Origin of the sequence: Streptomyces albireticuli (assembly GCF_002192455.1) — a bacterium.
GTDB classification, from domain to species: Bacteria; Actinomycetota; Actinomycetes; order Streptomycetales; family Streptomycetaceae; genus Streptomyces; species Streptomyces albireticuli_B.
This window is the reverse complement of the sequence record NZ_CP021744.1, coordinates 5,955,588-5,968,852: the sequence shown is the minus strand read 5'-3', so window position 1 is coordinate 5,968,852 and position 13,265 is coordinate 5,955,588. Positions and strand designations below refer to the sequence as shown.

The following is a 13,265-nucleotide window of genomic DNA, read 5'->3' as shown; positions in this document are numbered from 1 at the left end:
TCACTGCCGGAGCGACCAGCCCCGCTCCTGGAGCGTCTCGATCAGGCCCGGCACCGCCGAGGGCTCGACCATCAGCTGGATGTGACCGGCCTGCTGGCCGGCGGCGTGCTCGATGCGCACGTCCTCGATGTTGACGCCGGCCCGGCCCGCGTCCGCGAAGATCCGGGCGAGCTCGCCCGGCTGGTCGCCGATCAGCACCGTCACCGTCTCGTACACGGCGGGCGCCGAGCCGTGCTTGCCGGGCACCCGGGTGCGGCCCGCGTTGCCGCGGCGCAGCACGTCCGCGATGCCCGCCGCGCCGTCCTGGCGCCGGTCGTCGTCGCCGGAGTCCAGGGCCCGCAGGGCGCGCACGGTCCCTTCGAGGTCGGCGGCGACGGCGGCGAGGACGTCGGCGACCGGCCCGGGGTTGGCGGAGAGGATGTCTATCCACATCCGGGGGTCGGAGGCGGCGATCCGGGTCACGTCGCGGATGCCCTGGCCGCACAGCCGTACGGCCGTCTCGTCGGCGTCCTGGAGGCGGGCCGCGACCATGCTGGAGACCAGCTGCGGGGTGTGCGAGACGAGGGCGACGGCCCGGTCGTGGGCGTCGGCGTCCATGACGACGGGGACGGCGCGGCACAGGGCGACGAGTTCGAGGGCCAGGTTGAGGACCTCGGTGTCGGTGTCGCGGGTGGGGGTGAGCACCCAGGGGCGGCCCTCGAAGAGGTCGGCGGTGGCCGCCAGCGGGCCGGAGCGCTCCCGGCCGGCCATCGGGTGCGTGCCCAGGTAGGTGGTGAGGTCGACGCCGAGGGTCTCCAGCTCGCGGCGCGGGCCGCCCTTGACGCTGGCCACGTCGAGGTAGCCGCGGGCGGCGCCGCCGCGTATGGCCTCGGCGAGGGTGGCCGCGACGTGCGCGGGCGGCACGGCCACTATGGCGAGGTCGACCGGGCCCTCCGGGGCCCGGTCGGTGCCGGCGCCGAGGGCCGCGGCCGTCTCCGCCTGGGCCGGGTCGTGGTCCACGAGGTGGACGTGGACGCCGCGGCCGGCGAGGGCGAGGGCGGCCGAGGTGCCGATCAGTCCGGTACCGATGACGAGGGCGGTTCTCACGGGCGAAGTCCTTGCGGGAGGCGGCCGGGGGACACGGATGCGGTGCTACGGGCGCTCGGTGTGGCCGCGGACCGGACCGGCGTAGCGTGCCCGACCAGCCTAGTCAGCGCGGCGGGCGGATGTGCGGGGCGGCCCGATCGGCGTAAGCCCGGCCGGCGGTCGCGGGGCCGGCCCCGGACGGACCGGCGCGGCCCGGGGGCCGCCCTCCGCCACGGGCGGGCCCGCGTCCGGTACAACCATGTACATGATCTATCACGTGGTGCCCCTGGACGACTGGCTGGCCGTGCCCGACCGCCCGTACTCCCCCGCCTCCCTCTCGGACGAGGGCTTCGTGCACTGCTCCCCGGACGAGGAGACCACGCTGGCGGTCGTCACGGCCTTCTACCGCGCGACGCCCGCCCCGCTGATGGTGCTGCTGATCGACGAGCACAAGCTGGACGTCATGGTCCGCTGGGAGGCCGCCGACCCGGCGCCGCCGCCCGGGGTGCCGGAGGGGACGCTGTTCCCGCACGTCTTCGGGCGGATCAACCGGGACGCGGTCGACGGGATGATGGAGGTCCAGCGGGACGAGGAGGGACGGGCGACGGGCCTGGCCGTCTGGTCCTGAGGCCGCCGGCACCTCCGCGGCGCCGTGGGCCGGGCGGCGGGAAACCCGAGTGACGTGGCCCCGTGGGGGCGGTCACAATCGCCCCATGCGCCCCGATGCCCCGCTCCCCTCCGGTCACGCCCTGGTGACCGGGCACTCGGTCTACACCTGTGTGATGGGGTCGCGCGCCTTCGGGCTGGCCACGGAGACGAGCGACACCGACCGCCGGGGCGTCTACGTGGCGCCCACGCCGCTGTTCTGGGGCTTCACCAAGCCGCCCACGCATGTGGAGGGGCCGGGCGAGGAGCGGTTCTCCTGGGAGCTGGAGCGCTTCTGCGAGCTGGCCCTGCGGGGCAACCCCAACATCCTGGAGTGCCTGCACTCCCCGCTCGTCGAGCACGCCGACGCCACCGGTCTGGAGCTGCTCGGCCTGCGCGACGCCTTCCTCTCGCAGCGGGTCCGGCAGTCCTTCGCCGGTTACGCCGTGGCCCAGCGCAAGAAGCTGGAGGCGGACCTCCGCACGCACGGCGCGCCCCGCTGGAAGCACGCGATGCACCTGCTGCGGCTGCTGATCAGCTGCCGTGACCTGCTGCGCACCGGCCGGCTCGTCATCGAGGTGGGCGAGGAGCGGGACCGCCTGCTGGCGGTGCGGCGGGGTGAGCTGTCCTGGGCGGAGGCCGAGGAATGGCTCGGCCGCCTGTGGGAGGAGAACGAGACGGCGGGGGCGGTGTCCCGGCTGCCGGCGGAGCCCGACGTGCGGCGGGTGGAGGACTTCCTGGTGCGGGTGCGGCGGGGTTCGGCGGGGGTTTCTTCTCCACCCCGGCCCCTCCCGTGACCGGGGGCAAGCCCCCTCGCCGCGCTGTCGCGCGGTGTCCTCAAGCGTCGGGCAGGCTGGATGTCGCACAGGTCTGCCTTCACCGAAGGGCCCGGACGACCGCCGGAAGCCCGCCCGGTCCTTGATCCCGGGGTCCCGGGCGGAGCCCCCGTGCTCCGGGCTAGCCCGCCGTCCGGGCCCGCACCACCAGGTCGTGCAGGGCGTCGTGCGTCTCACGCGAAGGGCTCTCCGGCAGGAGCGACCCTTCCTGGGCCGCCGCCAGCTCCGCGTGCAGCGCCTCGACGTCCTCCTGGACCCGCACCACGTCGACCAGACCCCGCAGCGGCCCCTGCTCGGCCTCCGCCTTCGCCGCGATCAGCTCACGGACGTAGCCGGGGGCGGTCACATGGTCGAGCAGCGTGGGGAGGTGCGCCTCGACCTCGCCGCTGCGCATCAGGTGGATGCCGGTGAGCAGCACCCGCAGGGTGTAGAGCAGCGGCTTCAGCCCGTGCTGCTTCTCGAAGAGCCGCCACTGGGTGACGGCGAAGCCGCGGTAGTGGTGGGCGTGGTTGCGGGTGAGGACACCCGGGGCCAGCGCGACCAGCCCGGCGTGGGCGTCCGTGGTGCGCACCACGAGCGGTGAGAGGAGCTGCTCCAGGACGTAGCCGTTGCGGCGCAGCATCATCCGGACGAACTTCCGCAGGTCATGGGTGACGAGATCCATCTCGACACCGTCCTGCGGCCCGGTCACGGTCCGGGTCTCCTCGCCCTCCCGGAGCCCGATCAGGTCGTCCAGCGGCAGCAGATGGACCCCCCGCAGGTCCACATCCGAGTCGCGCGACGGGAAGCCGTACAGATGGGCTCCGGAAACGGTCGCGAAGACGAGCGGGTGCCCCTGCTCCGCGAGCACGGGCGACAGGTCCGCGTCCGGCAGTCCGGCGGCCCGCAGCCGGTCCGCTCCTATCTCCATATTTTTCATGGATCAAGCATTCCAGCTGCGGGATCGCCGGTCCCGGGGTTTTAGAGATCCACCTCGCGCATCAGCATGCCGACCTCGGTGTTGGTCAGGCGGCGCAGCCAGCCGGACTTCTGGTCACCGAGCGGGATCGGGCCGAAGCCGGTGCGGACCAGCTTCTCGACCGGGAAGCCGGCCTCGGCGAGCATCCGGCGCACGATGTGCTTCCGGCCCTCGTGGAGGGTGACCTCGACCAGGTAGTTCTTGCCGGTCTGCTGGATGACCCGGAAGTTGTCGGCGCGGGCCCAGCCGTCCTCCAGCTGGATGCCGCTCTTGAGCTGCTTGCCGATGTCGCGCGGCAGCGGGCCCGTGATGGCCGCCAGGTAGGTCTTCTGAACGCCGTACTTGGGGTGCGTGAGGCGGTGGGCCAGCTCACCGTGGTTGGTGAGCAGGATGATGCCCTCGGTCTCCGTGTCGAGGCGGCCGACGTGGAAGAGCCGGGTCTCGCGGTTGGTGACGTAGTCGCCGAGGCACTGGCGGCCGTCGGGGTCCTCCATGGTGGAGACGACGCCGGCCGGCTTGTTGAGCGCGAAGAAGAGGTAGGACTGGGTGGCGACCGTGAGGCCGTCGACCTTGATCTCGTCCTTCTCCGGGTCCACGCGCAGGCCCTGCTCGGTGACGATCTCACCGTTGACCTCGACGCGGGACATCTCGATCAGCTCTTCGCAGGCGCGCCGCGAGCCCATGCCGGCCCGGGCCAGCACCTTCTGGAGGCGCTCGCCTTCCTGCTCGGCGCCGGGGAACGTCTTGGGCGTCTTGACCTGCGGCTTGTTGTGCCGCTCGCGGTTGCGCTCCTCGATCTTGGCGTCGAGCTCGCGCGGCCGGCCCGGCAGGGTCCGGTGGCCGCGGGCGGGACCGCTGGTGCGGCCGCCGGAGCCCGCCGTGGGGCTCTTGCGCGGACCGCCCTTGGCGCCGCCGCGGGCCGCCGCGCCCCGGGCGCCGCGGTTCTCGGGGGCGTCGTTGCCCACGTCGTAGCGGCGCTCCTCGGGGCGCGGCCGGCGCGGACGCTGCTCCTGCTGCCTGTCGTCGCGACGGGCGCCGTCACGGCCGCCGTCGAAACGGCCACCGCCGGAGCGGCCGCCCTCGGACCGGCCACCGCCGGAGCGGGGGCCACCGGAACGGCCACCGTCGAAACGGCCGCCCTCGGAGCGACCGCCGCCCGCGCGCCCGCCCTCGGAGCGTCCGCCGCCGGAGCGACCGCCCTCGGGGCGACCGCCGCCGGAACGACCGCCGCCCGCGCGTCCGCCCCCGGAGGCCGGACGGGGAGCTCCCGCTCGCCCGCCCCGGTCGTCCCGGTTGCCGCTTCCGCTGTTCCTGCCGCTGCTTCGCATCAAAATTCCGTCTTGTCGTCTGCGTCGGTGTCCGGTGCGTCCGGATCGAACGACGGCACACCTTCTTGGGTGTCGCCCTCGATCGCTTCCGCCTCGGGGAGGAAGGGGGCGAGCTCCGGGAGCTCGTCCAGGCCGCGCAGGCCCATTCGCTCCAGAAAGTAATTCGTCGTCCTGTACAGGATCGCACCTGTTTCGGGTTCCGTCCCCGTCTCCTCCACCAGACCCCGCTGGAGGAGGGTGCGCATGACGCCGTCGCAGTTCACCCCGCGGACCGCGGAGACCCTCGAACGGCTGACCGGCTGACGGTACGCGACGACGGCCAGAGTCTCCAGCGCGGCCTGGGTCAGCCGGGCCTGCCGGCCGTCGAGGACGAAGGCCTCCACGGCGTCGGCGTACTCCGGGCGGGTGGAGAACCGCCAGCCGCCGGCGATCTCGCGGAGCTCGAAACCGCGCCCCTGCGCGGTGTACTCCGCGGCCAGCCCGTGCAGCGCCTCGGTGATCTCGCGCCGGGGCCGGTCGAGGACCCGGGCGAGGTACTCCTCGGCCACCGGCTCGTCGACGACCATCAGGACGGCCTCCAGGGCGGGCCGCAGGGCGAGCCCGGCCACGTCCCGCAGCCCGGCGGGCCGGGGCCCCCGGCCCTCGGCCGGGTCCGGCCCGGCGTCCGCGTCCCTGTCCGTCACCCCGGTATCCGTCGCACCGTTCACGCCGTCGTCTCCCTCGTCTCCCGCGTCTCCTCGGACCCGTCGTCCCGCGGCTCGCGGTCGAATTCGTCCGTCACCACCGGCCGGGCGTCCTCCGCGCCCGTCCAGCGGACCGTCAGCGCCCCCAGGGCCAGCTCCTGGTCCAGGGCGACCGCCCGCTCGCGGTAGAGCTCCAGAAGGGCGAGGAAGCGCGCCACGACCGTCAGGGTGTCGGGGGCGTCCCGGGTGAGGTCCCCGAAGGTCGCCGCGCCGGACGCCCGCAGCCGGGCCACCACGACCTGGGCCTGCTCCTGGACGCTGACCAGCGGCGCGTGGATGTGCTCGATCAGGACCCGGGGCTCGGCCTTGGGCCGCATCGCCTTCACGGCCAGCTCGGCGAGGCCGTGCGGGCCGATGCCGAGGACGACCTCGGGCAGCAGCTCGGCGTGGTGCGGCTCCAGGCCGACGGTGCGCGGGTGGCGGTGCTCCTCGGCCGCCAGCCGCTCCTCGAAGATGTCCGCGACCTTCTTGTACGCGCGGTACTGGAGCAGCCGGGCGAACAGCAGGTCCCGGGCCTCCAGCAGGGCGAGGTCGGCCTCGTCCTCGACCTCGGCGGCCGGCAGCAGGCGGGCCGTCTTGAGGTCGAGGAGGGTGGCCGCGACCACCAGGAACTCGGTGGTCTGGTCGAGGTCCCAGTCCGGGCCCATGGCGCGCAGGTGCGCCATGAACTCGTCGGTGACCTTCGACAGCGCGACCTCGGTGACGTCCAGCTTGTGCCGGGAGATCAGCTGGAGCAGCAGGTCGAAGGGGCCCTCGAAGTTGTCGAGCCGGACGGTGAACCGTCCGTCGTCGGCCGCCTCCGGTCCCGGCGGGCCGTCCGGGGCGCTTCCCGGGGACGTCCCGGGGGCGGCGGCACCGGGCCCGGCCGCGCCCTCGCCGGGCGGCGTCGGCAGCGCCCGGTCCGGTGCACCGCGCCCGAGGGGGCGGCGGGCCGGGGAGGAGGCGGCTACGGGCATCGACGTTCCAGGTGCGGGCAGAGAGCGGGCCGTGCGGCCCAACGGCAGGTTAGCGGCGGAGCCGCTCAGCGGCCGCGCAGGCGGCGCACGAGGATGCTCGCGTCGCCGCGGGACTCCAGGTCGGCGAGGACGACCGCGACGGCCTCCCGCACGATCCGGCCGCGGTCGACCGCGAGGCCGTGCTCACCGCGCAGCACCAGCCGGGCGTGTTCGAGGTCCATGAGCTCCTCGGCGGAGACATAGACGGTGATCTTCTCGTCGTGGCGCTCGCGGCCGCTGGGCCGGCGGTTGGCACCCCGGCCGCGGCGGCGGCCCTGCGCGGGCGCCGGCGCGGCGGCGTCCCGGCCGGCGGCGCCCTGCGCGGCCGTGCGCCGCTCGGCCGCCGGGTCCCGGTCGGCCGCGGCCGGACCCCTGCCTGCGGGCCCGGCGGCGCCCTCCTGGCCCGTCCCGCCGGTCTCCGGCGCCGAGCCGGACTCGCCGGCCGGGCCGGGGACCCGCGGACCCGCCTCGGGGTTCGCCTGCCGGCGGGGGGAGGAGGGCTGGAGCCCGGTCCCCCCGGTGGTGCGGAACAGCTCGTCGGCGCCGGGCAGACTCACTCGGCGTGACACCGGGCGAGCACCTCCCTGGCGAGCTGACGGTAGGCGGCGGCGCCGACGGAGTTGGACGCGTACGTGGTGATGGGCTCGCCCGCGACCGTGGTCTCGGGGAAGCGGACCGTACGGCCGATGACCGTGTGGTAGACGTGGTCGTCGAACGCCTCGACCACCCGGGCCAGCACCTCGCGGCTGTGCACGGTCCGCGAGTCGTACATGGTGGCGAGGATGCCGTCCAGCTCCAGTTCGGGGTTGAGCCGCTCCTGGACCTTCTCGATCGTCTCGGTGAGCAGTGCCACACCGCGCAGCGCGAAGAACTCGCACTCCAGGGGGACGATCACCTTGTGAGCCGCCGTCAGGGCGTTGACGGTCAGCAGACCGAGCGACGGCTGGCAGTCGATGACGATGTAGTCGTAGTCCGCCAGCAGCGGCTTGAGGGCGCGCTGGAGGGTGGACTCGCGGGCGACCTCGCTGACGAGCTGGACCTCGGCCGCTGACAAATCGATATTGCTGGGCAGCAGGTCCATGTTGGGCACGGCGGTCTTCAGGAGGACCTCGTCGGCCGACATGCCCCGCTCCATGAGCAGGTTGTAGACCGTCAGGTCGAGCTCCATCGGGTTGACGCCGAGGCCGACGGAGAGCGCGCCCTGCGGGTCGAAGTCGACGAGCAGCACCCGGCGCCCGTACTCCGCGAGCGCGGCACCCAGGTTGATGGTCGAGGTCGTCTTGCCGACCCCGCCCTTCTGGTTGCACATCGCGATGATCTTCGCGGGGCCGTGGTCGGTCAGCGGACCGGGGATGGGGAAGTACGGCAGGGGACGCCCGGTCGGGCCGATGCGCTCGCGGCGCTGCCGGGCAGCGTCGGGCGCGAGGGTGGCCGCGTACTCGGGGTCGGGCTCGTACTCCGCGTCAGGGTCGTAGAAGTGCCCCTCGGGCACGTCCTCGTAGTCGGCGAGCCGGGCGGGATCCGCTCCGCCGCGGTCGCCGGCCATGGCGTTCACGTGATGGCCGTCCATGCTCTGGTGGGCTGTCGGTGTGCTCTGTGCTCTCTGCGTGCTCTGGATGCTCTGGTGTGCCGCGAAGGTGTGGACAGCGACGGAGCCGACAGCTTGGAGCCCCATGGGACTCTGGCCCTGCGCAGACATTCCTGGGTGACCACCCCCGGGAGCAAATGTCGACTCATTCACAAGTCGTCCTACCTCCTTGGTGACCAGGAAACATCTAGATAGGTCAGCGTTGCACCATGCCGACGGTTGGCGACTCTATGGCGTGTCGGCGGTCCGCAGCAACACAATCCGCCGGAGACGGCACGATGTGTCGGCAATCGAACAGCCTTCTGTCAAGGGTGTACGGCCCACAACCCGGAAGTTTCGCGGGGCGTCGAAACACCCGCGAAACGGGCGGTAAACGGCCCGGCCGGGCCTTGCTCAGCAAGGCCCGGCCGGGTGCGCGCTCTTGGCGTGTCGTGTTGACGACTCAGCCGAGCAGGTCGCTCAGTTCGACGTGCGGCAGGCCGTGCGCCTCGGCGACGGGACCGTAAACGACCTGTCCCTCGTGGGTGTTGAGGCCCTTGGCGAGCGCGGCGTCGCGGCGCAGCGCCTCCTGCCAGCCGCGGTTCGCCAGCTCCACGATGTACGGCAGCGTGGCGTTGGTCAGCGCGTAGGTGGACGTGTTCGGCACCGCGCCCGGCATGTTCGCGACGCAGTAGAACACGGAGTCGTGGACCTGGAAGGTCGGCTCGGCGTGGGTGGTCGGCTTGGAGTCCTCGAAGCAGCCGCCCTGGTCGATCGCAATGTCGACAAGTACACTTCCGGGCTTCATCTTGGCGACGAGCTCGTTGGTGACGAGCTTCGGGGCCTTGGCACCCGGGATGAGGACGGCGCCGATGACGAGGTCGGCCTCGACGACGGCCTTCTCCAGCTCGTAGGCGTTGGAGACGATCGTCTGCACCTTGGTGCCGAAGACCTTGTCGGCCTCGCGGAGCTTGTTGATGTCACGGTCGAGCAGGGTGACGTGGAAGCCCATGCCGACGGCGATCTGCGCGGCGTTCCAGCCGGAGACGCCACCGCCGATGACGACGGCCTTGCCGGCCGCGGTGCCCGGGACGCCGCCCGGCAGGACGCCACGGCCGCCGGCCGAGCGCATCAGGTGGTAGGCGCCGACCTGCGGGGCCAGCCGGCCCGCGACCTCGGACATCGGGGCGAGCAGCGGCAGCGCGCGGTTGGCGAGCTCCACGGTCTCGTACGCGATGGCGGTGGTGCCGGACTGGAGCAGCGCGTCGGTGCACTCGCGGGACGCGGCCAGGTGCAGGTAGGTGAAGAGGGTCTGGCCCTTGCGGAGGCGGTGGTACTCCTCCGCGATCGGCTCCTTGACCTTCAGGAGCAGGTCGGCGGTCTCCCAGACCTCGTCGGCCGTCTCCAGGATGTTCGCGCCGGCGGCCGTGTACTCGGCGTCCGTGATGGAGGAGCCGACACCGGCGCCCTGCTGCACGAAGACCTGGTGGCCGTTGCGCACGAGCTCATGCACGCCGGCGGGCGTGATGGCCACGCGGAACTCGTTGTTCTTGACCTCGCTGGGGATGCCGACCTTCACGTCGATCACGGTCCTTGAATCAGAGAATGACAGGCTAATCCGGAAATGCCGGGGCACACCAGAGCAGACCGCGTCGATCGCGGCTCAACCAGTCTAATGAAGGATCTCGCGCTGTCTAGCCTTGCAAAGCGCCAATCTTCTAGCGATCAACCGCTGATTTCGTAGGTAACCCTCTGGGGGTGTGAGCTCACGCCCCGCGTCCTCCGGGCGGGGCCGGGGTCCGGGTCACGACCGGCCGCGGCGAGGCCGGAGGCGGGCCGGACAAGCGGGCCGGGAGCGGCACGGACAGTCAGGGGAAGCCAGGGGCAGTGAGGAGTGGGACACCGCGAAGGAGCCCGGGCCCGTCTCCGGGCCGCCACCACCGTGCGCCGGGGAGCGAGGGTGGCAGCGGGGAAGAACGCCCGTGGCGGGCCGGGGAGGCTCCGGGTCCGGCGGAGGAGCGGGGGTCCCGGCCGTCGGCGGCCGGGAAGGGGCGGGCGGTCACCGGAGGGGCGCCGCCGGCCCGTCGTCAGCCGCCGTGGGGGCCCGGCTGCGGGCGGGGCAGCCCGGGAGCCCGCGCCGGGGATATGCCCGGCCCGTCCCCCCCGGCCCCACCGGCCGCGCCGGGGCCGCCCACCGGACCCGGCGCCTCGCCCGCCGCCAGCAGCCGCTCGGCCTCGCCGCGGTGCAGCCCGGCCGCCGGCGGGTCGCCGAGCCGCTCCAGGGTGTCCGCGAGCCTCAGCCGCACCGCGGCCTCCAGCCGGACGTCACCGGCCTGCCGCGCCTGCTCCACGGCCTCCAGGCAGGTGCGCAGCGCCTCCTGCGGACGGCCCGCGTACTCCTGCACCCGGGCGATCTCGCCGAGCGCCCGCGCGTGGCCGGGCAGGTCGCGCAGCCGCCGGTACGTGGCCGCCGCGGCCCGCCAGTCGCGCAGGGCCTCGCTCCACTCCCCCGCGTAGGTGTGCACCGCGCCCAGCCGCCCGTACAGCCTGGCCTCGTCCGCCGGCTCACCCCTCGTCAGACGCAGCTCCAGGGCCCGCCGGTACCAGTCGGCGGCCCGCTGCCAGTCACCCAGCTCCTGGTGGGAGGCGGCGATGGACTCCAGCGAACGGCTCGTGGCGTACGGGTCGGACGCCTCGCGCGCCGAGTCCAGCGCCTCGCGGTAGCGGCCCAGTGCGGTGCGGGTGCGTCCGGCGCGCGCGTCCAGGTCGCCGAGGTTCAGCAGCGCCGCGGCCTTCTCCAGCGGCATCTCGCAGCGCTGCGCGACGTCGAGGACGAGCTGGTGCAGCCCGTAGAGCTCCGGCCCCGCCTCCTCGGCGCCCAGATGGGCCGTCAGGGCCCGGGTCAGCGCGGAGACCAGCCGCCGGGCGAGGGTGTCCAGCCGGCCGTCCCGCACCGCCAGCCGGGCCGCCGCCAGCAGCGCCGGCAGCCGGCCGCGCAGCCACTCCTCGGCCGCCTGCGGGGTCGGGAAGCGCAGCGGCCGGGGCAGCTCCGCGAGGCGTCTGCGGGTCAGCGGGTCGTCGGTCTCGGTGCTCGCCCGGCAGGAGTGCAGCTGACGCACGGTCCGCTCCAGCATCCGGGCCCGCGCCAGCTCCACCTCCGCCGGGCGCTCCTGGGTCTCCAGCAGCGCCCGCAGCATGGACGCCAGGCAGCCCGGCACCCAGTACTGCGGGCCCAAATAGGGCCCCGCGGGCTCGGCCCGCAGCAGGCCGCGGGCGGCGAAGTCCTCCAGCGCGCTCTCGGCGGCGGCCACCGAGCAGCCGGCCAGCGCCGACGTGGTGTGCGCGTCCGCCGGGCCGGCCGGGGCCAGCGCCAGCAGGCGCAGTATGCGGGCGGAGGCGGCCGGCAGCGCCTCGTAGGCGAGCCAGAAGGCCCGTGCCAGCGGCCGGCCCGCGCTCTCGTGGCCGTCGGCGGGCGGCAGCTCCCGCAGCCGCTTGGCGGCGTCGACGACGGTCGTCTTGGGGTGCGCCGCGAGCCAGCCGCCGACCAGGACCAGCGCGGCGGGCTGGCCGCCGCACTCCTCCACGACGGCCTTCGCGGCGACCGGGTCGCAGGTGATCCGGGTGGGGCCCGCGTATCTCTCCAGGAGCTCCACGGCCGCGGCCGTGTCGAGCCCGCCCAGCGTGCACGGGCGGACGTCGGGGACGCCGGTCAGCGGGCCGCGCGAGACGGCGACGACCAGGCAGCCGGACTCGTCCGGAAGCAGCGGGTCGACCTGCTCGGCGCCCGCCGCGTCGTCCAGGAGCAGCAGCGTCCGCCGGCCGAGCAGCGCGGTGCGCAGCGCCTCCGTCAGCTCGTCCTCGCAGGCGCCCGCGGGCACGGGCGCGCCGAGCCCGGCGAGCAGGGCCCGTGCGGTGCGCTCGGTGGGTACGGGCTCGCCGTCGGCGCCCGTCAGGCGGGCCCGCAGCACCCCGTCGGGGTAGTCGTCGGCGAGCCGCCGGACCAGCTGGTCGGCCAGCGCGGAACGGCCGGAACCGGGCCGTCCGGCGATGAGCAGCACCCGGCAGCGCGGCGCCTTGCGGCCGGCCAGGGTGTCGAGCCCGGTGCGGTCGATGTCCGCCCGCAGCTCCTCCAGCTCACGGCGGCGGCCGACGAAGACCCCGGCCGGGCCGGGCCGCTGCTGCCGGCTACCGGTCCGAGGAGCCGCGGGCCGCCGCTCGGGCGGGGGCTCCGCGATCCTGCTGCCGGTCTCCACCGCCCGCTCCGCCACGGGGCACACTCCCGTCCCAACTGCACGTTCGAGCCCGCCGCGGACGCGGTCGGGAACGCGTCGAGCCTAGTTCACCGCCCGACACCCCCCGCGGAATCCGGACCGGCCCCGCCGAAGATCACCTATTCGGTTCTCCGGACGGTCCGACCGGCGCGGTGGCTAGGCCTCGAAGGGGCGGGCGGGCCAGGGGGCGTCCGCCGGGCGCAGCGCGTCCAGGCCGTCGCCCGCCAGCACCGCCGAGAGCGAGAGCACGCCCACGACCAGGCAGTTGTTGTGGAGCTCGCCCGCGAGGACGCCGCGCACCAGGTCCGCCAGCGGCACCCGGTCCAGCTCCATGTCGAGCTCCTCGTGCTCGACGGCGAAGCGCTCGCCCTCCACCTCGGAGATCTCCCGGGCGAGGAAGATCCGCACGGCCTCGTCGCAGCCGCCGGGGGTGGTGTAGACGTCGGTCAGCACCCGCCAGTCCTCGGCCTTGACGTGCGCCTCCTCGTACAGCTCGCGCTGGGCGGCGTGCAGCGGGTTCTCACCGGGGATGTCGAGCAGCCCGGCGGGGATCTCCCACAGCTTCTGCCGCACCGGGTGCCGGTACTGGCTGAGGACCAGCACGCGCCCCTGGTCGTCGAGGGCGAGGACGGCGACCGAGCCCGGGTGCACCTGGTAGTCACGCGTGACGGTGGAGCCGTCCGGCATCACCACCTCGTCCGTGCGGACGCTGGTCTTGTTGCCGACGAAGGGCGTCGCGGTCGCGTTGACCTGCCACTCCTCGGCGGTGTCCTTGATGCCCATGGGTACCTCCAGAAACGGGAAACCGGGGTGAGGCCCCGCGCCGTCATGGCGTGGGTCCTCACCCCGGCAACCGT

The 13,265-nt window shown here is 74.1% G+C and carries 12 protein-coding genes; 2 read left to right on the top strand and 10 right to left on the bottom strand.

Annotated elements, in window-relative coordinates; genetic code table 11:
* Positions 1–1,086, bottom strand: coding sequence for a prephenate dehydrogenase (locus SMD11_RS25855; RefSeq protein ID WP_087928724.1), 1,086 nt, complete (start codon positions 1,084–1,086; stop codon positions 1–3).
* A 244-nt stretch (positions 1,087–1,330) separates the two neighbouring features.
* On the opposite strand from SMD11_RS25855, the gene SMD11_RS25850 reads away from it, so the two are divergent.
* Together SMD11_RS25850 and SMD11_RS25845 are read left to right on the top strand one after the other, a co-directional pair.
* On the top strand, positions 1,331–1,693 hold the full coding sequence (locus tag SMD11_RS25850) for a DUF952 domain-containing protein (RefSeq protein ID WP_087930737.1): 363 nt from the start codon (positions 1,331–1,333) through the stop codon (positions 1,691–1,693).
* Positions 1,694–1,778: 85 nt separating this feature from the next.
* Positions 1,779–2,507 carry a DNA polymerase beta superfamily protein gene (locus SMD11_RS25845; protein WP_087928722.1) on the top strand — a complete coding sequence of 243 codons (729 nt, stop codon included), beginning with the start codon at positions 1,779–1,781 and terminating at the stop codon, positions 2,505–2,507.
* 160 nt (positions 2,508–2,667) lie between these two features.
* Here the strand turns inward: SMD11_RS25845 and SMD11_RS25840 are convergent, their stop codons facing one another.
* The 9 genes from SMD11_RS25840 to SMD11_RS25800 all read right to left on the bottom strand — a co-directional run bounded on the left by SMD11_RS25840 (position 2,668) and on the right by SMD11_RS25800 (position 13,191).
* A complete protein-coding gene (locus SMD11_RS25840) occupies positions 2,668–3,456 on the bottom strand; it encodes a DNA polymerase beta superfamily protein (RefSeq protein WP_087928720.1) in 789 nt (262 codons plus the stop codon).
* Positions 3,457–3,506: 50 nt separating this feature from the next.
* Complete coding sequence (locus tag SMD11_RS25835; RefSeq protein WP_087928719.1) at positions 3,507–4,832, bottom strand: pseudouridine synthase; 1,326 nt, start codon at positions 4,830–4,832, stop codon at positions 3,507–3,509.
* Positions 4,832–5,515, bottom strand: a complete 684-nt coding sequence (gene scpB, locus SMD11_RS25830; protein ID WP_418952483.1) for an SMC-Scp complex subunit ScpB — start codon at positions 5,513–5,515, stop codon at positions 4,832–4,834. Before scpB ends, SMD11_RS25835 begins: the two co-directional genes overlap by 1 nt.
* A 20-nt stretch (positions 5,516–5,535) precedes the next feature.
* Entirely contained in the window at positions 5,536–6,531 is a 996-nt protein-coding gene (locus SMD11_RS25825; RefSeq protein WP_087928716.1) for a segregation and condensation protein A, read from the bottom strand.
* Positions 6,532–6,596: 65 nt separating this feature from the next.
* Positions 6,597–7,139: a hypothetical protein gene (locus SMD11_RS25820; protein WP_087928715.1), complete on the bottom strand. Its 543-nt coding sequence runs from the start codon at positions 7,137–7,139 to the stop codon at positions 6,597–6,599.
* Positions 7,124–8,269: a ParA family protein gene (locus SMD11_RS25815; RefSeq protein WP_087928714.1), complete on the bottom strand. Its 1,146-nt coding sequence runs from the start codon at positions 8,267–8,269 to the stop codon at positions 7,124–7,126. Before SMD11_RS25815 ends, SMD11_RS25820 begins: the two co-directional genes overlap by 16 nt.
* A gap of 331 nt (positions 8,270–8,600) precedes the next feature.
* Complete coding sequence (gene ald / locus SMD11_RS25810; protein ID WP_087930736.1) at positions 8,601–9,716, bottom strand: alanine dehydrogenase; 1,116 nt, start codon at positions 9,714–9,716, stop codon at positions 8,601–8,603.
* A gap of 508 nt (positions 9,717–10,224) precedes the next feature.
* Positions 10,225–12,405, bottom strand: coding sequence for a tetratricopeptide repeat protein (locus SMD11_RS25805; protein ID WP_418952482.1), 2,181 nt, complete (start codon positions 12,403–12,405; stop codon positions 10,225–10,227).
* A gap of 159 nt (positions 12,406–12,564) precedes the next feature.
* Entirely contained in the window at positions 12,565–13,191 is a 627-nt protein-coding gene (locus tag SMD11_RS25800) for an NUDIX domain-containing protein (RefSeq protein WP_087928713.1), read from the bottom strand.
* Positions 13,192–13,265: the final 74 nt, after the last annotated feature.